This window comes from Parathalassolituus penaei (genome assembly GCF_026626885.1).
Taxonomy (GTDB): Bacteria; Pseudomonadota; Gammaproteobacteria; order Pseudomonadales; family Oceanobacteraceae; genus Oceanobacter; species Oceanobacter penaei.
The window spans coordinates 36,209-57,281 of the sequence record NZ_JAPNOA010000025.1; the positions used below are offsets into that span (position 1 = coordinate 36,209).

General features: G+C 56.5%; 19 protein-coding genes. 8 read left to right on the forward strand and 11 right to left on the reverse strand.

Annotated features, from left to right (window positions below; translation table 11 throughout):
* Positions 1 to 134 precede the first annotated feature (134 nt).
* The 4 genes from OUO13_RS08400 to OUO13_RS08415 all read right to left on the reverse strand — a co-directional run bounded on the left by OUO13_RS08400 (position 135) and on the right by OUO13_RS08415 (position 3,061).
* A complete protein-coding gene (locus tag OUO13_RS08400; RefSeq protein ID WP_283173423.1) occupies positions 135 to 1,013 on the reverse strand; it encodes a DUF4382 domain-containing protein in 879 nt (292 codons plus the stop codon).
* Positions 1,014 to 1,515: 502 nt separating this feature from the next.
* The gene (locus OUO13_RS08405) at positions 1,516 to 1,809 is read right to left on the reverse strand and encodes a PA4642 family protein (RefSeq protein ID WP_283173424.1); all 294 of its coding nucleotides are present in this window, start codon (positions 1,807 to 1,809) and stop codon (positions 1,516 to 1,518) included.
* An 81-nt stretch (positions 1,810 to 1,890) separates the two neighbouring features.
* Complete coding sequence (trmB, locus tag OUO13_RS08410; protein WP_428982328.1) at positions 1,891 to 2,634, reverse strand: tRNA (guanosine(46)-N7)-methyltransferase TrmB; 744 nt, start codon at positions 2,632 to 2,634, stop codon at positions 1,891 to 1,893.
* Between the two features lie 25 nt (positions 2,635 to 2,659).
* Positions 2,660 to 3,061, reverse strand: coding sequence for a DUF423 domain-containing protein (locus OUO13_RS08415; RefSeq protein ID WP_283173426.1), 402 nt, complete (start codon positions 3,059 to 3,061; stop codon positions 2,660 to 2,662).
* A 131-nt stretch (positions 3,062 to 3,192) separates the two neighbouring features.
* Between OUO13_RS08415 and ubiD the strand changes: the two genes are divergently transcribed.
* From ubiD to OUO13_RS08440, 5 genes are all read left to right on the forward strand, one after another.
* Positions 3,193 to 4,680 (forward strand): 4-hydroxy-3-polyprenylbenzoate decarboxylase, encoded by a 1,488-nt coding sequence (gene ubiD, locus OUO13_RS08420; protein ID WP_283173427.1) that lies wholly within the window; start codon positions 3,193 to 3,195, stop codon positions 4,678 to 4,680.
* Positions 4,677 to 5,723, forward strand: a complete 1,047-nt coding sequence (locus tag OUO13_RS08425; protein ID WP_283173428.1) for a 2Fe-2S iron-sulfur cluster-binding protein — start codon at positions 4,677 to 4,679, stop codon at positions 5,721 to 5,723. Before ubiD ends, OUO13_RS08425 begins: the two co-directional genes overlap by 4 nt.
* A 109-nt stretch (positions 5,724 to 5,832) precedes the next feature.
* Positions 5,833 to 6,669, forward strand: coding sequence for a mechanosensitive ion channel family protein (locus OUO13_RS08430; protein WP_346429343.1), 837 nt, complete (start codon positions 5,833 to 5,835; stop codon positions 6,667 to 6,669).
* Positions 6,670 to 6,755: 86 nt separating this feature from the next.
* The gene (locus tag OUO13_RS08435) at positions 6,756 to 8,015 is read left to right on the forward strand and encodes an ABC transporter substrate-binding protein (RefSeq protein ID WP_283173429.1); all 1,260 of its coding nucleotides are present in this window, start codon (positions 6,756 to 6,758) and stop codon (positions 8,013 to 8,015) included.
* Positions 8,016 to 8,156: 141 nt separating this feature from the next.
* Positions 8,157 to 9,425, forward strand: coding sequence for an ABC transporter substrate-binding protein (locus OUO13_RS08440; protein WP_283173430.1), 1,269 nt, complete (start codon positions 8,157 to 8,159; stop codon positions 9,423 to 9,425).
* A gap of 128 nt (positions 9,426 to 9,553) precedes the next feature.
* Here the strand turns inward: OUO13_RS08440 and OUO13_RS08445 are convergent, their stop codons facing one another.
* From OUO13_RS08445 to OUO13_RS08470, 6 genes are all read right to left on the reverse strand, one after another.
* On the reverse strand, positions 9,554 to 10,753 hold the full coding sequence (locus OUO13_RS08445) for a heme biosynthesis HemY N-terminal domain-containing protein (protein WP_283173431.1): 1,200 nt from the start codon (positions 10,751 to 10,753) through the stop codon (positions 9,554 to 9,556).
* Positions 10,750 to 11,883: a uroporphyrinogen-III C-methyltransferase gene (locus OUO13_RS08450; protein ID WP_283173432.1), complete on the reverse strand. Its 1,134-nt coding sequence runs from the start codon at positions 11,881 to 11,883 to the stop codon at positions 10,750 to 10,752. The genes OUO13_RS08445 and OUO13_RS08450 overlap by 4 nt, the downstream gene beginning before the upstream one ends.
* 85 nt (positions 11,884 to 11,968) lie before the next feature.
* Positions 11,969 to 12,730 carry a uroporphyrinogen-III synthase gene (locus tag OUO13_RS08455; RefSeq protein WP_283173433.1) on the reverse strand — a complete coding sequence of 254 codons (762 nt, stop codon included), beginning with the start codon at positions 12,728 to 12,730 and terminating at the stop codon, positions 11,969 to 11,971.
* A 3-nt stretch (positions 12,731 to 12,733) separates the two neighbouring features.
* Complete coding sequence (gene hemC / locus OUO13_RS08460) at positions 12,734 to 13,675, reverse strand: hydroxymethylbilane synthase (protein WP_283173434.1); 942 nt, start codon at positions 13,673 to 13,675, stop codon at positions 12,734 to 12,736.
* A gap of 161 nt (positions 13,676 to 13,836) precedes the next feature.
* Positions 13,837 to 14,580: a LytR/AlgR family response regulator transcription factor gene (locus OUO13_RS08465; RefSeq protein ID WP_283173435.1), complete on the reverse strand. Its 744-nt coding sequence runs from the start codon at positions 14,578 to 14,580 to the stop codon at positions 13,837 to 13,839.
* Positions 14,577 to 15,626 (reverse strand): sensor histidine kinase, encoded by a 1,050-nt coding sequence (locus OUO13_RS08470; protein ID WP_283173436.1) that lies wholly within the window; start codon positions 15,624 to 15,626, stop codon positions 14,577 to 14,579. The genes OUO13_RS08465 and OUO13_RS08470 overlap by 4 nt, the downstream gene beginning before the upstream one ends.
* 168 nt (positions 15,627 to 15,794) lie before the next feature.
* Here OUO13_RS08470 and argH point away from each other — a divergent pair, with 168 nt between their 5' ends.
* On the forward strand, positions 15,795 to 17,195 hold the full coding sequence (gene argH, locus OUO13_RS08475; protein ID WP_283173437.1) for an argininosuccinate lyase: 1,401 nt from the start codon (positions 15,795 to 15,797) through the stop codon (positions 17,193 to 17,195).
* Between the two features lie 56 nt (positions 17,196 to 17,251).
* On the opposite strand, the gene OUO13_RS08480 is transcribed toward argH, so the two are convergent.
* Positions 17,252 to 17,530 (reverse strand): hypothetical protein, encoded by a 279-nt coding sequence (locus OUO13_RS08480; protein ID WP_283173438.1) that lies wholly within the window; start codon positions 17,528 to 17,530, stop codon positions 17,252 to 17,254.
* Positions 17,531 to 17,715: 185 nt separating this feature from the next.
* On the opposite strand from OUO13_RS08480, the gene OUO13_RS08485 reads away from it, so the two are divergent.
* Both OUO13_RS08485 and OUO13_RS08490 read left to right on the forward strand, forming a co-directional pair.
* Positions 17,716 to 18,669 carry an ABC transporter substrate-binding protein gene (locus tag OUO13_RS08485; RefSeq protein ID WP_283173439.1) on the forward strand — a complete coding sequence of 318 codons (954 nt, stop codon included), beginning with the start codon at positions 17,716 to 17,718 and terminating at the stop codon, positions 18,667 to 18,669.
* Positions 18,666 to 21,071, forward strand: coding sequence for a putative bifunctional diguanylate cyclase/phosphodiesterase (locus OUO13_RS08490; protein ID WP_283173440.1), 2,406 nt, complete (start codon positions 18,666 to 18,668; stop codon positions 21,069 to 21,071). The genes OUO13_RS08485 and OUO13_RS08490 overlap by 4 nt, the downstream gene beginning before the upstream one ends.
* Positions 21,072 to 21,073 lie beyond the last annotated feature (2 nt).

The following is a 21,073-nucleotide window of genomic DNA, read 5'->3' on the forward strand; positions in this document are numbered from 1 at the left end:
TCACAGGAGTGGTCAACGACCATTCCCATGACCAATAAAAATGCCCGCCGGGAGCAATCCCGGCGGGCATTTTTTATGTCCGGATGATCAGCCTGTCGCAAACAGGCAGCTCCAGTAACCGGCAAACAGCGCCCTTACAGAGCGTCGTCCGCCACGATGTTGGCAACTTCCAGACCATTATCAACCGCACCGTTAACCGTAGCGGTAGTTGCGGCAACCGGTTCAATACCATCATCGGCTTCCGGATCATCGGCATCACACACCAGATACAACTGGTAGTCACCATTCAGCAAGAAGCCCAGTGTATAGGTGTAATCACCGGTCGCTTCGTCCAGCTTCACCAACGCTGAAGTTTCCGGCCCCACATCGCTATCCAGCTCGGCAAAAGCGGTATTGGCACCACTGAAAGCATACACCACCGGCACCTCACAGCTCTCCAGCAGGGAACTGGCCACCGTGCCGGTGATATGGCCAGCGTCATCGCCATCGATCAGGCGCAGGGTCGGGCGCAATTTGTAACCGTTGGCAGACAAGGTCAGCGACTTGGAAACATCAAAGTCGATAATAAAGGTCGGGCTGGAGTTCACCGGCAAGGTGAATGGCGTATTCACTTTCAGACCGGTATTGCTGTTACTCGGAATCGTGATGTCATGTACACCACCATCGTTGGTGGTCAGGCTGCTCTGGTCAGTATCGATATACAGACGCATCCACTCGTATTCACCAGCCGGGACTTCTTCATCCGCAAACAGGTCAGCCGAGTTGGAGCCTTGCAGCTGCAGCAGGTCAAAACGCTTGTTGATGGTATAACTCAGGGTCTGGGAGCCATTTTTTAATTCCAGCTTCTCAACAAACAGTTCCAGTGAGGTGGCATTGGATACCGGTGCGTCAGTCAACTTCATACTCAGGCTGGCATTACCCGAACCGGAGGACGAACTGCCGCCACCACCGCCACAGGCAACGAAGCCCAGACCAGTCGTGACGGCGATGGCTAATGCGGAAATCTTGTTCATGCGGTTACTCCTCTGTTTCGCACAGGATACCTCTGGCCAGTCTCCAGACTTGCAGACGGGGTCAGTCAGAATCCCACATTTGTTGACATTTGCGAGGGCGGGCACAAATACGTAACCACTCAATAAAGAACAACTGATCTGTAATCAGAACTGGTCTCTGAAGCACCCGATAGAAATCACTAACTTACTGATTAGTATCCAGATTTATCACTCAACAAGATGATGGTGAGCACTACGGGAAACGCCCCAACACCGGCAAGCAACGGGCGGGCAAGCGTCAGGAAAGAACCTCAAAAACGCCAGAGAAAAGAGAGATAGAACACCGGAGAAGGGCGAGAGAAAACGCCAGAGAAAGGCGAGAAAAACGCCAGGACTGAGAACGAACACAGTCCGGAATGCACGAGAACAATGTCAGAAAACCATGCCGGGAAAAACACCACCGCAGCCCACAACAGGCAAGCGACAGATACAAAGCCAGCCCGAAGGCTGGCCTTGGCAACAATCAGCAGGCGCCAGCGTCGCGCAGGATTTCCGCGTAGGACTCACGACGAGCGTGGCTGCCAACGGTGCCCATAATGCTCACGCCATCCAGATTAACGGCGTTGAGGTTACGGCCTTCGGCTTTGAACAGCTCCACAAAACGGGCAAAGGTCGGCGCTTCCATATGACGGTAAGCACGGATCACCGCCAGGTAATCCGGATCAGTGCCATCAAAACTCTCAACGCTCAGGAACTCGCGCAGCTGCTGCTCGCTCCACTCACCACCGAATACTTTCTCTTTGTCTTTCTTTAACATGGTTATTTCCTGATCTTGGTCTGACGCCGGGCGCCAGAAGCGGTTAGTCAGGCCACGGCGGCGTTGGCCGCCGGGCAGGAATCAGTCTGCGAGTTTGCGGTACATCATGTCCCACACACCATGACCACGGGTATGGCCACGGTTTTCGAATTTGGTCAGCGGGCGGTGATCCGGACGTGGCACACAGTTGCCGTTGCCAGCAATGTTTTCATAGCCAGGCTGCACATCCATCACTTCCAGCATGTGTTCCATATAGTTTTCCCAGTCAGTGGCCATGTGGAAAATGCCACCCACTTTTAATACACGGCGTACGCTGGCGGCGAATTCCGGCTGCACAATACGGCGCTTGTGGTGTTTTTTCTTCTGCCACGGGTCCGGGAAAAACAGCTGCAGGGTGTCGACGCTGTTGGCCGGCAGCAGCTTCAGCACTTCAATGGCGTCTTCACGGTAGGTGCGCAGGTTGGTGCAACCAGCCTGATCGGCCAGGTTCAGCAACGAACCCACACCTGGCAGGTGCACTTCGATACCGATGAAGTTTTTCTCCGGTGCGGCGGCCGCCATCTGCACCAGTGACTGGCCCATGCCGTAACCGATTTCGACCACCAGTGGCGCTTCGCGGCCAAATACGTCAGCCGGTACAACCGCGCCCTGATTGAGGCTCAGGCCCCACTTTGGCCAGCAGCGTTCCAGTGCCAGATCCTGCCCCTTGGTCAGACGACCGGCGCGAATCACAAAGCTGCGGATCGCCCGCGGATGTGCCACGTCAGCCGGTACACCCTCGCTGCCTGGTTCAACCGCCTGGTTATCGTCTGGCAGTTCCGCCATGTCGTTCAGGTCCTGGGAATGGGTTTTATCGGTCACTCTGAATGCCTGTCTGTGAAGTTGTCTTGAGTCCCGCCACCATCAGCATCGACCAGCCAATCAGCCAGCTGACACCTCCGAGCGGTGTAATCATGCCGAGTATACGCACTCCGGTCAGCGCCATCAGATACAGGGAACCACTGAACAGCAGGGTTCCGACCAGCAACATCAGGGCCGCGCGCGCCAGCCATACCGACGGTTGCTGCAGATGCCAGATACCGACAGCCAGCAAGGCCACACTGTGTACCAGGTGATACAACACGGCGGTTTGCCAGACCTGCATCATGGCAGGCTCCAGCACGGATTTCAGACCGTGGGCGCCAAACGCTCCCAGCGCTACGGCAAAAAATCCGAGCAGGGCTGCGGCCACCAGGGAAATACGTGCGCTCATGGCAATCTCCGGAAAACGGGGCGGGCATTATAAAGGATGCCCGGCAGGGCGTCACAATTCCTCGCACTTCGCCATTGGCCCAGACCTGTCAGAGGTTGTTATGATGAACAGCATTAACCAAGGGGTGGTGAGTGAAATACAACGACCTGCGTGATTTTATCAAGGGCCTGGAACAGCGTGGTGAGCTCAAGCGCATCAGCTACCCGGTTGACCCACATCTGGAAATGACCGAAATCGCTGATCGCGTGTTACGCGCTGGCGGTCCGGCTCTGTTGTTCGAAAACCCGAAAGGCTACTCCATGCCGGTACTGGCCAACCTGTTCGGCACCCCGAAACGGGTGGCGCTGGGCATGGGCGAAGAGTCGGTTGAAGCCTTGCGGGAAGTCGGCCGTTTGCTGGCGTTCCTGAAAGAACCTGAACCGCCAAAAGGCATGAAAGACGCCTGGGAAAAACTGCCGATCTTCAAGAAAGTGCTGACCATGGCACCCAAGGAAGTCCGCAGCGCCGCCTGTCAGGAGGTAGTGCTGGAAGGTGATCAGGTTGATCTCACCCGTATCCCGATCCAGCATTGCTGGCCCGGCGACGTGGCGCCGCTGGTAACCTGGCCACTGGTGATCACCAAGGGTCCACACAAGGATCGCCACAACCTCGGTATTTATCGCCAGCAGCTGATCGGCAAGAACAAACTCATCATGCGCTGGCTCAGCCATCGTGGTGGTGCGCTGGATTTCCGCGAATGGCAGCAAGCCCATCCGGGCAAACCCTTCCCGGTCAGTGTGGCGTTGGGTGCCGACCCGGCCACCATTCTGGGTGCGGTAACACCGGTGCCGGATACCCTCAGCGAATACGCCTTTGCCGGTCTGCTGCGCGACAGCAAGACCGAAGTGGTCAAGAGTATCGGTAACGATCTGCTGGTGCCTGCCAGCGCCGAAATCATTCTTGAAGGGGTGATTCACCCGAATGAAATGGCACCGGAAGGCCCATACGGCGACCACACCGGTTATTACAACGAGGTGGATCACTTCCCGGTGTTTACCGTGGAACGCATCACCCATCGTAAAAACCCGATCTACCACAGCACCTACACCGGCCGTCCACCGGATGAACCGGCTATTCTGGGGGTAGCCCTCAACGAAGTGTTTGTGCCGATCCTGCAGAAGCAGTTTCCGGAAATTGTCGATTTCTACCTGCCACCGGAAGGTTGTTCCTACCGCATGGCGGTGGTGAGTATGAAGAAACAGTACCCAGGCCACGCCAAACGCGTGATGCTGGGCGTGTGGTCGTTCCTGCGTCAGTTCATGTACACCAAGTTTGTGATTGTGGTGGATGACGATGTAAACGCCCGCAGCTGGGAAGACGTAATCTGGGCCATTACCACCCGTATGGACCCGGCGCGGGATACCACCCTGATTGAAAACACTCCGATCGATTACCTCGACTTTGCCTCGCCGGTATCCGGCCTGGGTTCCAAAATGGGGATGGACGCCACCAACAAGTGGCCAGGTGAAACCACTCGCGAATGGGGTACGCCGATTGTCCGTGATCCAAAAGTGGTTGCCCATGTGGATGAAATCTGGAGTCAACTCGGTCTCGATAACCTGCCAGGCCGCTCGTTATGAGCGTCCGGCAGGTAACCGTTACCTTCCTGCCGAACCAGGTACAGGTGCCCTGTCGAACTGACCAGACCCTGATGGAAGCGGTCAAGGAACAGGGCATCCGCATGAAAATCGCCTGCAAGAACGGCATTTGCCTGATTTGTGGCGGAGACTACCGGAACGGTGAGTTTCAATTCAGCAATCCCCAGGGCCAGACAGTACTTGAGCAAAACAATCGGGTATTATGTTGTCTGGCCAAGCCACAAACTGATGCCGAGATTTATATGCCCAGCGTCCAGCACCCGGATTACAAAGAACAGCAAACCCTGACCTTTCAGGTGCAGGGCGTTACGGCCCTGAACGACGAAGTGTATCGGGTCGAACTGCTGGCTCCGGCCGGCAAAACCGCCGACTTCTGGCCCGGCCAGTACCTGATGCTGCATCTGCTGCAGGAAAACGGTGAGCCGAAGCAGGTTCCCTACTCGATCGCCAGCGCGCCGGGCAGCATGACATCGGCCAACAGCCGCGCACTGGAACTGCACATTGCCGCCACCGGTGATACCGCCAATGCCGTGATTGCGCAGTTACAGAAAGACCCGCTGGTGAAAGTCACCCTGCCCGCTGGCGACTGTTTTATCAGCCCGACCTTCCTGCGTCAGCATCCACAACAGCCACTGGTTCTGATTGCCTCCGGCACCGGCTTTGCCCAGATCAAAAGCCTGGCTGAAGCGGTACTGGCACTGGAACCCCAGCGGGAAATTCACCTGTACTGGTCCAACCGCAGCTCTGACGGTTTTTATCTGAAAGACTTGCCGCTGCAATGGGCCCATCAATATTCGAATCTGCATTATCACCCGATTCTGGAACAGCATTCGGAAGGCTGGCATGGCCGTGCTGGCTGGATATATCAGGTCATCCAGCATGACTTTGATGATCTGACGAATGTTCAGGTATTCGCCTGCGGTTCACCGAATATGGTGTATGGCACTCTCGATCAGCTGCAATCTCTCGGGCTGAGTCAGGCCAATATGCATTCGGATGTATTCGCCTACGCACCTCGCAATTGAATAAGCAGGGAACTTTCCGTTCCCTGACAGTTCGTTCTATATAGTGATATAACACTCACCATAATATGAATGACAATCTAATCAATAATGGACAATTCAAGGAGCCCTCGTGAACTGGCCTAATGACTGGAAACTCCCGTTTACCATGGACGAGCTGTGGACGAACTATTTGCTGCCCTGGGGTGGTCATGTTCTGACCGCAATCGCAATTTTCTATATCGGCCGCATCATCGCCGGAGTGGTCATTGGTGGCGCCAGCCGCGTCATGACCCGCACCAATATTGATCCGATCCTGACCAGCTTCCTGCTGACCGTACTGAATGCGGCCTTGCTGGCGCTGGTAACAGTCGCGGCCTTGTCGCAGCTGGGCCTCGATACCACCTCACTGGTTGCCTTGCTGGGTGCCGCTGGCCTTGCCATTGGTCTGGCCCTCAAGGATTCGCTGTCGCATTTTGCAGCGGGCGTAATGCTGATCCTGTTCCGCCCTCTGCGGGTTGGCGACTATGTCGAAGTAGATGGCGTCGCCGGTTCGGTTGATCGCATCACGATCTTCAGCACCCGTCTGAAAACCCCGGATAACCGCGTGGTGACCGTGCCCAACGGCAATGTATTCGGCAATACCATGGTCAACTATTCCGAAGAACCGACCCGTCGTATAGACCTGATTATTGGTATTTCATATGGCAGTGATTTGCTGAAAGCCAAACAGATCCTGATTGATATGGTCGAGAATCATCCGCTGATTCTGCAAGATCCGGCCTGGCGTGTGGCGGTATCCGAACTGGCGGATTCATCTGTCAATTTCGTGGTGCGTCCATGGGTAAAGGCCGAAGATTACTGGACTGTCCGTTTTGAACTGATCGAATCCATCAAACTGAAATTTGACGAGGAAGGTATTGAGATCCCATTCCCGCAAATGACCGTTCATCTGGATAAGGCAGAATAATACCGATATGCGACCAATGGCTGAGCGCATTGGTCGCCAAAACAGCACAAGATGTAACCACAATAATAAAAAGAAGGTTACGTCTTATGCTCAGATCAAGTCTCGTTGCATTGTCCTTCGCGCTGTCAGTCGGCAGCTTTTCACCCCTCGCACTCAGTGCCGACACCATCAAACTCGGCATGACCTATCCATCGTCGGGCCGTTACAAGGAACAGGGTATTGATGAAGCTCGTGGCGCCATGCTGGCAGTCGAGGAAATCAATGCCAGCGGTGGTGTATTAGGAAAACAACTCGAATTACAACTCGAAAACAGTGCTGCAGCCCCGGAAAAGGCCGTTGAGAACGTCCAGAAACTGGCCGCAGATGGCGCTGCCATGCTGTTTGGTGGTGTATCCAGTGCGGAAGCCATCGCGGCTGGCAAGGAAGCCGCCAAACAGAAACTGATCTACTTCGGCACCCTCACCTACGCCAACGAAACCACCGACGAGGAAGGTCATCGCTATATGTTTCGCGAGACCTATAACGCCTGGATGGCCGCCAAGGCACTGGCGTTTTATCTGAACCAGAGCCTGGCCGGTAAAAGAGTGTTCTACATTACCGCTGACTACAGCTGGGGTAATTCTACTGAAGCATCGCTGCGAACCTTCACCAACACCACCGATACCACCCAGCATCAGGTTGTAAAGGTTCCATTCCCGAAACCGAAGAATACCGATCTGGAGAATGCCCTGGTCGCGGCCGAACGTTCTGGTGCCGATGTGCTGATGCTGATCCAGTTTGGTGAAGACATGGCCACCGCCCTCAACATGGCCAACCAGATGGGCCTCAAAAACAAGATGACCATTGTGGTACCGAATCTGACCCTGGGCATGGCCAAATCGGCCGGTGCCAGCGCCATGGAAAACGTAATTGGTGCCGTGCCATGGTGCTGGCAGGTGCCGTACATGTACGGTTATGAAAAAGGCAAACAATTCGTCGAAAAATTCACCAGCCGCTTTGATCAGCATCCATCCAGCGCGGCAGCCTCTGCATACAATATCGTGTATGAATTCCGCGACGCCGCCGAACGGGCAGGCACGACCAGTACCGACAAGCTGATTACGGCACTGGAAGGCCATACCTATACCGGCCTCAAGGACCCACAAACCTGGCGAGATTTTGATCACCAGAGCGTGCAATCGGTTTACGTCGTAAAAGGCAAAAAGCGGGCGGAAGTGCTGGCCGACAAGTACAACGAGGACTTCTTTGAAATCCTCCTGAACATCCCCGGAACAGTGGCCGCCAAAACCCGAGAGGAATGGGCAGCGACCCGCAAGCAGGCGGGCAAACTGGCTCAGCTGCAATAAATTTGAGGCCCCTCTTTTCCCGGCTTTTATCGGATGCCTGCATCCGGTGAAGTCGGCTTTTTGCATTACGACGACCACTGTCCGGCCTGACGTTTATAACGCCCGGGCTTGAGTTCACTGTATCAGGGAGAGAACGTCGTTATGCCTCAATTCAATCCAGCCCCTCGCAAGCGCCACTGGTGGCTTGTTGCAGCCCTCGCCGCCGTCCAGCTGACCGCCATGGCAGAGCCGATCCGGCTGGGTCTTAACTACCCGTCCACCGGTCGCTACAAGGAACAGGGGATTGCCCAGGCCCAGGGTGCCATGCTGGCAGTCGATGAGATCAATGCCAAAGGAGGCGTGCTTGGTCGTCCGCTGGAGCTGGTCACCGCCAATACTGCGTCCGATCCGGTCAAGGCCGTTGCCAACGTCAACAACATGGCTGATCAGGGGGTTGCCATGTTATTCGGGGGGGCCAGCAGTGATGTAGCCATCGCCGCTGGCAAGGAAGCCGCTCGTCATAACCTGATCTACTTTGGCACCCTCACCTATGCCAACGAAACCACCGGCAGCGAAGGACATCGTTACATGTTCCGCGAGCCCTACAGCGCCTGGATGGCCGCCAAGGCGATTGCCAGCTGGATGAACGAACGGCTGGCCAACAAGAAAATCTACTACGTCACCGCCGACTACAGCTGGGGTAACTCCACCGAAGCCTCGCTGCGCCACTTCACCCATACCGAAGACACCAGCAAACACGGCGTCACCAAAACCCCGTTCCCGAAACCACGCCAGACCGATCTGGAACAAGGCATTAACCAAGCCGTCAAAGCCAATGCCGATGTGCTGGTGCTGGTGCAATTTGGTGAAGATCTCGCTACCGCCCTGCATATGGTGCAAAGCCGTGGCCTGAATCAGAAAATGACCATTATTGCGCCGAGCCTGACGCTCGATATCGCCCGCTCAGCCGGTGCAGTCAGTATGGAAGGAGTGATTGGTGCCATTCCGTGGAGCTGGAACGTGCCGTTTGAGTTCAACTACGACAAGGGCAAACAGTTTGTTGAAGCCTACGAAGGTCGTTATGGCAACTACCCGTCCAGCTCAGCGGCATCCGCCTACAGCATCGTTTACCAGTTCAGTTCTGCGGTTGAGCGCGCTGGCGGTACCGACAGCAACAAGCTGATTCAGGCGCTGGAAAACTACAGTTACACCGGCCTCAAAGACACCCAGACCTGGCGCGCGTTTGACCACCAGAACGTCCAGACCGTTTACGTAGTACGCGGGCGTGAACGCAGCAAGGTGATGGCGGATAAACACAAGGAAAACTTCTTCGAGATTCTTAGCAGCCTTCCAGGTGATCAGGCCGCCCCCAGCCTGGAGGAATGGAAAGAGCAGCGTCAGGCCGCTGGCAAACCGCTGACGCTGCAATAAACGCATGATCCGGTCGCGGCCCGGCCAGACGCCAGACGCCAGACGCCAGACGCCAGACGCCAGACGCCAGACGCCAGACGCCAGACGCCAGACGCCAGACAGGGTACAGGGATGTACCCTGTCCTCTGTCAGGGATTTACCCCGCCCTGCAACGCCAGACGATATAGCTCACACGCCTCTTCGTGGCGACCATCTTCCATCAGCAGACCTGCCAGCTCAGACTGCAATTCCGGCATGGATTTCATACGCAAACCGGTTTGCAGATAGTTTCGAGCACGCTCACGTTTACCGGCACGCACTGACAGTCGTGCCAGCACCAGCAGCAACACCGGATCATTCGGGCGTGCCGTCAGTTGTTGTTCCGCAAACAGCAGCTGTTGGCTGACATCCGGCAATTGCAGGCTGCCGTACAGCAGAATCAGATCATCGTGCCAGACGTTCTTGAGACCATGACGCAGTTCGGCTTCCGCCAGTTCATCGTCCTGATGCTGGTGCAGCAAACGGCTGTACTGCAGCAGAATGGCCTGACTGTAACGGCAGTGACGCGGCATGGAGTGATAGAGTTTCTTCAGCGCAGCGGCGGTGTCCTTGCCAAGGCTTGAACGAGCGGCGCGCTCCAGCAATTGCAGATACACCTTTTCTTCCAACTCACGCAAACGATCCTGCGGCACCTTGCCAGCACGGGTCAGAATCGGCAGCATTTCGTGCAGGGCGACCCAGTCTTGCAGGTCCTGATACAAGCGCACCAGCAGCTTCAGCAAGTAGGTATGGCGTGGATAACGATCACGCAGACTGACCAGCACCGCCAGTGCCTGTTCTTTCTGGCCACGGGAAATCAGCAACTGGGCATGGGAAATCCCCACCGCCAGTTCGGCCCCGCGGGTACTCTTGTTGGCCGCTTTTAACAGCTCGTCGGTGGTATCGTGTTTGCCTTGTTCGTAGGCGGCACGGGCAGCTGCCAGATAGTTGATCAGCGGCATATCGGTGGCTTCGGCACTGCGGGTCAGCAGGCGTTCGGCCTTGGCCCACTGGCCCTGGGCCAGACACAGAAGACCACGGGTGGTCTGCTTGCGCGCCATCCCGGTACGACGGGAACGCCGCCACTCGTTAAAGCGCCAGTCAGAACCCAGCATCACCAGACTCAGACGCATCAGCAGATACAACAGGAACACCATGACGCCCAGCAACAGCACAAAAAACCAGACACTGGTTTCGAGGCTGTAATTACGCCAGCTCAACAGCACGTATCCGGAGTCCTGACCGGCCAGCGAGCCAATGCCGAGGCCAAGCAGCAGGGTGATAACAAAGAAGAGTAACCAGCGTTTCATTGTGCTGTCTCCCCGACCACTCCGCGACGCTGCTGATCGAGCAGGTGACGCAGGCTGAGCAGAGAGCCGGAGATATCTGGCAGCGTCGGAGCCACTTGCCAGCCAGCCACTTCCTTGAGGCCATTACGTACCGCCGTGCTGGCGTCGTTTTCACCACTGAGATAATCGTCGAGCCAGTCGTTCACGCGCAGCAGGCTGTGTTCATACAGCTGCTGATCGCCACGCAGGAAGGCCACCTGTGCCTGTTCCAGCATCAGACGCATGCTTTGCTGAAGCTGCCATGCCTGTTCCTGACTCATCGGGGTATCCATCGGCTGGTCGTTGCGACGAATACGGATCACCTGACCAACCCCTTCACGCAGGGCAGTCCAGAGTTGCAGATACCAGGCCGGATTGCTGACACCTGCTTCCGACGGTGGTGCTGGCACCAGTTCAAACTCATGGCGTGGCAGCCACGGCAGATTGTCCACCGCATCCTGCAAGGCCTGCAGACGCAGTACCACACCAGTACGATCAAGGGACGGTACCTGACGCAGAGCCATCAGTTCGTTGGCAATGTGCTGACGCACGGAAGACAAGGCCGGGTTATCCAGCTCCACCAGCACCGTATCGGCCGCGTCGAGCATACCAATTGCGCCTTTGACATCACGCTCCAGCTGCAAACGCTGGCTGGCCAGTCGCAGCAGGTATTCCACTTCCGCCAGCAACCAGTCCTGACGCTCTGCACCCGGCAAACGTTGCAGGGCTTCGGTGTTATGAGCGAGTTGACGCTGTACCGCGCTCATTTCGCCTTCGAGTTTTTCACTGAAACCGAGGGCGCCCTGAGAGCGTTCATTCAGATATTCAAGGCGACGGCCCTGTTCCAGCAGCTGGCCTTCAAGGCTGTTTTGCTGGGTCGTGGCTGTCTGCAAGTCACGAGCAGTCTGCTGCCATTGGGTATACAACCAGCCACTGGCACCTGCCAGCAACAACAGGTTGATACCGGCCAATACCCACGGCAGGGCCGCACGGTTGGCAGGACGATCGGCTTGCGGTTCAGCGGTCTCTTTTTCTTTGCTCGCTGTCGGGGCTGAGGACTCTGCAGCCACCGCAGATTCGTCCTGAACTTCAGGCTTGTCGAGTTCGTTCACGTCCTTTTCCTTCTTCAGGTCGCCATTACAGCGCCAGCGTTAAAGCACCGGCGCTGGTCATGCCGGTGAATCGTTGGTTGGCCGCTCAGCAGGCCATTTCCCGTACACATGCCAGGGTATCGGCATCACCGGCGCTGGCTGGCACCAGCACCACCTCAAAGCCCTGACTGCGTGCCTGTTCTGCCACCCGGGCACTGGGTAACAGCAGCCCGGCGACACGCTGCGGCAGGTCACTGACCTGCTGCTGCACTATATCCAGTGCCTGACCGCTGCTCAGCAACAGCCATGGTTTTGCTCCGTCGACCGGCGCTAATGCCTGTTGCCACTGGGCAAAGCTGTAATCACACGGCTGGCGGTGATACAGCTCGGCATAATCAACCCTCGCGCCGCGTTGCCGCAGTTCTTCCGCGAGGGTTTCACGCCCGCCAACACCGCGCCAGATCAGGATTTTCTGATCCGCGACGGCAGCCAGTTGTGGTAGCGCCAGCAGGCCTTCGCTGTCAAAACGTTCGGGAGGACAGATGCCATCCAGACCGGCATCACGCAGCGGCGCCAGACTCGCCGGGCCGACCGCCAGCCACTGGATTCCCAGTGGTGGTTGCGGCCAGTAGTTATCCATCCACTCCAGGCCGAGCCGACTGGAGTTGGCACTGATGGTGATAACAGAGTGATAATAATCGAGATCGAGGAAACAGCGACGGGCTGAGTGCGCCAGATCTGTGTCTGCATCCGCAATCGGCAGAATGGTCATGAGTGGCATCGGCACCACTTCGTGGCCCAATGCCTGCAGACCGGCGATCAGCCCTTCGGCCTGATCGGCCGGACGGGTAACAATCAGGCGCGCCAAAACTCAGCGCACCTCGTGTCCGTAAACAGCAGCCAGAATTTCACCGGCGCCCTGTTGCAGCAGATGTTCAGCACCTTCAATACCAATGGCTTCGGCATTGGCCACAGAACCACGCAGTTCAGTGCGCAGCATACGGCTGCCATCCACTGAACCTACCAGACCACGCAGCCACAGCTCGTCGCCCTGTTGTTCGGCGTACGCAGCAATTGGCACCTGACAGCCGCCTTGCAAACGACGGTTCAGCGCACGTTCGGCCAGAACACAAGCGGTTGTAGTGGCGTCGGACAGTGGTTTGATCAGCGCCTGTACGGCGTCATCACCACAACGCCATTCGATACCCAGAGCACCCTGGCCACCGGCTGGCAGGGAAACCTCGGATGGAATAAAGGCGGTAATACGATCGTGCATTTCCATCCGCAGCAGACCGGCAGAGGCCAGAATGATGGCATCAAACTCACCGGCATCGAGCTTGGACAGACGGGTCTGAACGTTGCCACGCAGACTGCGGATCTGCAGATCCGGACGCAGTTGCTGCAGCTGGCACTGACGACGCAGGCTGGAAGTTCCTACCACAGCACCTTGTGGCAGCTCATCAATGCTTTTGTACTGGTTGGAAACGAAGGCATCCAGCGGGTTTTCACGCGCGCAGATCACGCCCAGCTCCAGACCTTCCGGAAATTCCATCGGTACGTCTTTCATGGAGTGCACAGCGATATCGGCATCACCGGCCAGCAGCGCCACTTCGAGTTCTTTTACGAACAGGCCCTTGCCACCAATCTTGGCCAGCGGGGTGTCGAGGATCTTGTCGCCCTGGGTGGAAAAGGTCACCAGCTCAACCGTCAGACCAGCATGCATGGCTTGCAGACGGGCCTTGATATGTTCGGCCTGCCAGAGAGCAAGCGGGCTTTTACGAGTGGCAATACGGAGCGTGGTTACGGCTGACATGACATTCCCTACACAGGTCAGGCAGCGGCCTGACGGATGGATTCAGACAAATGTTCAGCCATCATACCAGCGGGGGCGGTATGGGGGTAATGATCCGGATGGCTATATCCGCCATCCAACCGGCGCATTTGCGTCCGGGCCAATGGCCCGGAATGCAGGACTTACAGGCTTTTCATGACCTTGCGGACATCCGCCAGGTGGCGACGGCTGACACTGATGCCATCGTCGAGACCACGCAGGAACACCTTGTGGCCACCACCGTTCTGGGCATCCAGACGCACAATACGCTGACGGGATACCAGCGCACTGCGGTGCACACGCACAAACTGCGGACCAAACTCGTCTTCCAGCTGGCGCAGGGAGTCATCAATCAGGGTTTCACCACGACTGTGGACCACGTTGACGTATTTCTGGTCGGCTACAAAGTAGAACACTTCCTCGACCGGAATCAGCACCAGCCCCTGGTGGGTACGAGCACTGAGATGGGTACGGGCAGCGGCGCCATCGGCGGCGGTCACCACATCCAGATTCTCAAGCTCGGGCAGACGCTGGGAAGCACGCCCCAGAGCCCGCGCCAGATCTTCACGACGTACCGGCTTCAGCAGGTAATCAATGGCGTTTACCCCGAAAGCCTCCAGTGCATGTTCGTCGTAAGCGGTGCAGAAAATCACCAGTGGTGGGTTGGGCAGCTCCTGGATTCTGGCTGCCGTCGCCAGACCATCAAGGCCAGGCATCTGGATATCCAGCAGCACCACATCGGCTTCATGATGCTGGAGCCAATCGAGGGCAGACTGACCGTCCCCCTGCTCTCCTGCCAGGCGAAAATCCTGGTGTTCGTCCAGCATACGTTTCAGACGCTCACGCGCCAGCGGTTCATCATCAACCAGCAACAACCGGTAACTCATGTGCGTTCCCCTCCTGTGGAATCCGGAAGCATGAGCTGGGCCTGATAACGATCAGGCTGCTCGGTTACATCCAGACGCGCTGTCTCACCAAATAATGCTCCCAGGCGAGCGCGAATGTTGACCTGGGCAACTCCATTTCCTTTCCCGCCGGCACCGGCCTGACGGGCATTACTGACTGACAAAATCCAATAGCGACCACGACGCTCCAGACTGACCTGTATATCACCGCCTTGTGGCAATGGCTGGATACCGTGATAAACGGCATTTTCCAGCAAGGGCTGTAACAACAGCGCTGGCACCTGCAAATCCGGCAATTGCTCTGGCAAATGCCAATGCACCTGCATACGATCCCCGAGACGAATCTGTTCAATACCCAGATAACGACGTCCCAGTTCAATCTCAGCGGCCAGACTGGCTGGCTGATGCTCTGCTTTTAATACCACCCGAAACAGCTGGGCGAGATCAAGCAGAATGGTTTCGGCCTTGTCCGGATCAATCGGAATCAGGGCCGCCACCGTATTCAGCGTATTAAAGAAAAAATGTGGACGGATATTGGCTTGTAACGCCGACAGCCGTGACCGCAACTCCGCCTGTGACTGCAAACGCCACTGGCTCTGTACATAAAAATAACGCAACGCCAGGGCTGTAATCAGCGCACTGACCAGCGCATTACGCCCGAGCCAGTACCAGTCGGGAAGAAAAAAACCTCCCGCGGCAAAATAGTCAGCCAAAACTCCAACCACCAGGTTCACCAGCTGCACCAGCAGCATCGCCGCACCAACCGAATGCAGCAGTGGCCATTGAGATAATGGCCGCCGTAACCGGCACAAAAGTGCGACCGATACCAATGCCACCCACTGTACAAACAGGGACACCAGACCAAAGCGCTGCCAGGAAAAATGCGCAAGCCCCGACTCCATAAGAGTCAGCGTGACCACAAGACCCTCGCTCACAATTAACAAATAGACTACCGCGAGCGGGTTACAAAGATCCGGCAGGAAGAATCCTTCCGGGACTCCCGCGTCCTGCGGCTTGCGAACATTCATGCTGCTGCGCTTCCGTAATTGTAACAGTGTGTATCCTAGGTGGTGAATTGCTGATCAGCAAGTGTCTGATTAGCATTCCTGCACAAAGACAGCAGAAGACCATGCCGTTATAATTCGCCACCCGAATTCGGCTCTTTCTGCCAGACTTTTTGATCCCGGAGCAATCTCATGACCGATCAATCCACCAACGCCTCCTGGGGCGGACGTTTTTCCGAACCAACTGACGCCTTTGTTGCGCGTTACACCGCCTCAGTGGATTTCGACCAGCGTATGTACCGTCAGGACATCCAGGGTTCTATCGCCCACGCCCGCATGCTGGCCAAGGTCGGAGTTCTGACCGCACAGGAGCGTGATGACATCATCCGTGGTCTGGAAGAAGTACGTATCGAGATTGAACGGGGTGAGTTCCAGTGGTCCGTTGCACTGGAAGACGTTCACATGAACATCGAATCGGCCCTGACCCGCAAAATCGGCATCACTGGTAAAAAACTGCATACCGGCCGTTCCCGTAACGACCAGGTGGCCACCGATATCCGTCTGTACCTGCGTGACGAGTGTGATGTGATTGCGGCCGAGCTGACCCGTCTGCAACAGGGTCTGGTGGAACTGGCTGAAAAAGAAGCCGACACCATCATGCCGGGGTTCACCCACCTGCAAACCGCCCAGCCAGTGACCTTTGGTCACCACCTGCTGGCCTGGAATGCCATGCTGGAACGTGACTACAGCCGTCTGGTCGACTGCCGCAAGCGTATCAACCAGCTGCCGCTGGGAGCTGCCGCACTGGCCGGTACCACTTACCCGATCGACCGTTTCTACACCGCTGAGCTGCTGGGCTTTGACGCCCCTACCGAAAACAGCCTCGACTCGGTTTCCGATCGTGACTTCGCCATCGAATTTACCAGCGTTGCATCCCTGATCATGATGCACCTGTCACGCTTCTCTGAAGAGCTGGTGCTATGGGCTTCGGCCCAGTTCCGCTTTGTTGACCTCCCTGACCGCTTCTGCACCGGTTCTTCCATCATGCCGCAGAAGAAAAACCCGGACGTTCCGGAACTGGTACGTGGCAAGACTGGCCGTGTCTATGGCCATCTGATGGCACTGCTGACCCTGATGAAGTCCCAGCCACTGGCGTACAACAAGGACAACCAGGAAGACAAGGAACCGCTGTTTGACACCGTCGACACCATCCGTGACAGTCTGCGTGCTTTCGCTGACATGGTGCCACACCTGATGGCTCGCAAGGCCGATATGCGTGAAGCCGCCAAACGTGGTTTCTCCACCGCGACCGACCTTGCCGACTATCTGGTTCGTAAGGGCATTGCTTTCCGTGATGCGCACGAAATCGTTGGCAAATCCGTTGCTTACGGTGTACAGACCAGCAAGGATCTGAGTGAAATGACACTGGCCGAACTGCAACAGTTCTCTGACCAGATCGAAAACGATGTGTTTGAAGTACTGACGCTGGAAGGTTCTGTAGCTGCCCGTAACCACATTGGTGGCACCGCACCAGACCAGGTGCGCGCTGCAGCCGGTCGCGCCCGTGCCGCTCTGGAAGCACGTCCGCAGTAATCGCACGACAATGGCACTAAGGCAGGCGTCAGCCTGCCACAACGGTCGTTGCAAGTTTACTGCGACGACCGCACCTTCTTGCCAAACCAGCTTTGTGGGCTCACCACCTGCACAAAACGAAACACCAGAATCGCGTGCATCAAACCAATCAGACCACCGCTGACCATATCTCCCGACGCCATCATTTCCCATACCAATGCTGGTAACACCAGAATCGGAAACCAGGCAATAAAGCGGTAGAAGAAGTTTTCAAAGCTGGTAATCGCCTTGTTTTCAGGCTTGGCCACCACCACTGCTTCACCGGCACCCGTACTGTTCTTTTTATTCTGTTTCACATGAGCCTCTCTTGTGCGGATTCAGAGTCCGTATGTTCAGATAGCTGAACACAACTGGCTCACCACTACCACCCGCCCTTGGTCGAATCCGTCAGACAGCTTCAGACATCCCCCATCTGAATCAGTGTTGGATTTGCCGGGCAATGTTAGAATCCAAATGTCGAAAGAAACCCGGAGCAGTCAGTGTGTTACTGCGTTTATTGTTAATTTTCAACGTAGTAAGCCTGCTGTCCGGATGCCTCTCCGAGCCTCCCACGCTGCTGCGAATCGGCACCAATATCTGGCCAGGTTACGAACCTTTTTATCTGGCCCGTGAATACCAGTGGTTTCAAAGTGAGCAGATTCGTCTGGTCGAGTTTGGCAGTGCCGTCGATGTAATGGACGCCCTGCGTCAGGGCCGTCTCGAAGGGGGTGGCCTCACCCTTGATGAAGCCCTGATGTTAACGGCCGAAGGTATCGACCTTACTGTAGTGCTGGTCTGCGACCAGTCCGAAGGTGCTGATGTGGTCATGGCCAAACCCGAGATCCAGCAGCTGAAAGACCTGCAGGGCAAACGCATTGCCGCTGAAACCAGCGCTGTAGGGGCACTGATGCTGGAATCCACCCTGCAAGCGGCGGGTATGACCATGGACGACATCCAGTTGGTCAGTCTTGAACCACGCGAACAGCTACAAGCGTTTGAACACAACCAGCTGGATGCGGCAGTTACCTTTGAACCCTACAAAAGCCGGCTGGCGCGTATGGGTGCCCACGTCCTGTTCTCCAGCAAGGAACTGCCAGGCCAGATTCTCGATGTTCTGGTAGTGCGTACCGATGCACTGGAACGTCATCAGCAAGCCCTGCGATACCTGATCGGCGCCTACTTCCAGGCTCGTGAGGAAATCTTGCAAGCGAACAATAATGTCCTCGATATCCTCAACCGTCGTCTGCACCTCACCAGACCGGAGCTGCTCAATGCCTATGACGGGCTGATATTGCCCACTCTGGAAGAAAACCGTTCCTGGCTTGATACCCCTCCAGGTCGCTTGCATGGCCGCGCCGTTGCCCTCGCCGACCTGATGTACCGCCAGGGGCTGGCATCCAGCCCTGATGCCAATATTCGAACCACAGCCGAGCTGTTACCGGTGCCGCGTTCATGACCCGCCACTACCGTGTCCGCACCGCACTGCTGTTATGGACAGCGCTGGCATTGGGCATCACCAGCCTGCTGATGGGCTATTTCCTGTATCAGGCCAGCACCAGCGAATTCCGCCACAGCTGGGAAGCACGCGTGCACAACGAAATGACCCAGCTGTCCCGCCAGTTGCAGTACAACCTCGCATCCGGCGAGTGGCGGCTGGCCGACAAAAACATCGCGTTTATCGCCACCACCCCCTACATCCTCAGTGCCGAGCTGCAGCTGGATGGCACTATTCGCCTTTCGACCCGTCGTGAGCGTATTGGCAGCAAGGCAACCGAGTTGCCACCCACGCCGGATGCCAGCGAGTTTGATGGTCGCCAGCCAATCCTGGTGCCTCAGGTGGTGACCTTCACCATCGAAGGTCAACGCCACAGCCACGACGCCTGGCTGGTTGTTGAATACAACATCCAGAACGAACGCAAGGCCATGCTGGTCAACGTGTCGTTGCGCTTTGCCATGATTCTGCTGTTGATGCTGTTGTTTGCAGTTGGTCTCAGCCAGCTCATTCGCCAGCAGGTGCTGGCACCGCTGAACCAGCTGCAGGGATTTGCTCGGCGCTGGCGGCGCGACGGTGCAGGTCAGCGGGTCAGCCTGGATGGCAGTCAGGAATTCTGTGAGCTGGCCGCCACCTTTTCGGAGCTGAGCCAACACTTGCTCAAGACCTCAGAACAGATTCGCCAGCAGCACGCCGTTGACACCGCCTTTGCCCGCGCTTTTCCCGACAGTGCGGTACTGATCGACGAATCCGGCCGTATCGGTGCTTCAATTGGTAAACCGCAGACCCTGCTGTGGTTGAGTGGCAACTCCTATCCCGGACAGCTGCCACTCTGGAGCTGGATTAGTGATCCTTTACAACAGGAACAACTCAAACAGAACTGGCAACAGGCACTGAATACCGATGGCGTGGTGCAATCCGAATTGAACCAGAGTGGTTATGTACTCGATTCGCGTATGAGCCGCATCACCTCGGTTGATGGTAAACGGCACTCCAGTGGCCAGGTGTTATGGTTGTTACGCGACATCACCGAATTGCGCCGCCAGCAGCAGGAACTGGAATATCAGGCCCGTTACGACAGCCTCACCGGACTCGCCAACCGCAGCACCGCAATGGCGGCTATCCATACATTACTGGAGCAGTCCGAACGCGATCAGCTCGGCGCCATCCTGTTTATCGACCTGGATCACTTCAAAGCGATTAACGACTCGTTGGGGCATGCCGTTGGCGATACCCTGCTGGTTGAAGCATCCAACCGCCTGAGCCAGCTCAGTCGCGAATGTCACTGGCTGCCGGCCCGTCTGGGCGGTGACGAATTTGTGCTGGTTTCGCTGCAAGTGTTCCAGCAAGCCGAGGCGGCCCAAGCGGCCGTCCAATGCATGGCCGAACGCCTGCTGCAAGAGATGATCGATCCGTTTGTAACGGGCGTTCATCGGTTTTATCTGTCCGCCAGCATTGGCGCCTCGATTTACAACAGCTATGACAACAGTGCGGCCGACATCCTGCGCGAAGCTGATACCGCCATGTACTTCGCCAAAACCGCAGGACGTAACACCTGGCGCCTGTACGATGCCTCCATGCAGGAGGAAACCCACGCCCGCTTGCGAATTCTCAACGACCTGCATGATGCCCTGTTAAACCAGCAATTCAGCCTCATGTTCCAGCCGCAGATTGATCCCGATGGTGCCATTGGCGGTCTGGAGGTGCTGTGTCGCTGGAACCGTGAAGGTGAGTTGATCAGCCCAGAGCGTTTTATCCCGGCAGCCGAAGAGCTCAACCTGATTGCCCCGCTGGGGGAATGGGTGTTACGTAATGCCTGTCGCCAGTTACAACACTGGCAGCAACAGGGATTGCTGCCCGCCAGCTTCCGTCGTATGGCCGTTAACGTCAGCCCGAACCAGTTACATGATCCCGGCTTTGCCCGACATGTCCTTACCATTCTGGAAGAAAACAGGATTCGGCCAGATCAGCTGGAAGTGGAAATTACCGAAAGTGTTTTTATGGACAAACGCGCCGGGGTCATCCATCAGTTGCAAGAACTGATCGAACAGGGGGTCAGCATTGCTCTGGATGACTTTGGCACTGGCTATTCATCATTGGGTTATCTACGCGACCTGCCGATCCGCAAACTCAAGATTGACCGCGCCTTTGTTGCTGCCATTCAGAGCCCGCCACAACACCAGCCATCCGGCATCATCGACAGTATTATCCAGCTGGGCCACAATCTGTCGCTGACACTGGTGGCCGAGGGAGTGGAAACCGCCGAACAACATGCCTATCTGCAAGCACGTCAGTGCGATCTATATCAGGGCTATCTGTTCAGCCATCCACTGACCGCCACCGAATTCGAGCACTATCTGCGGTAAGC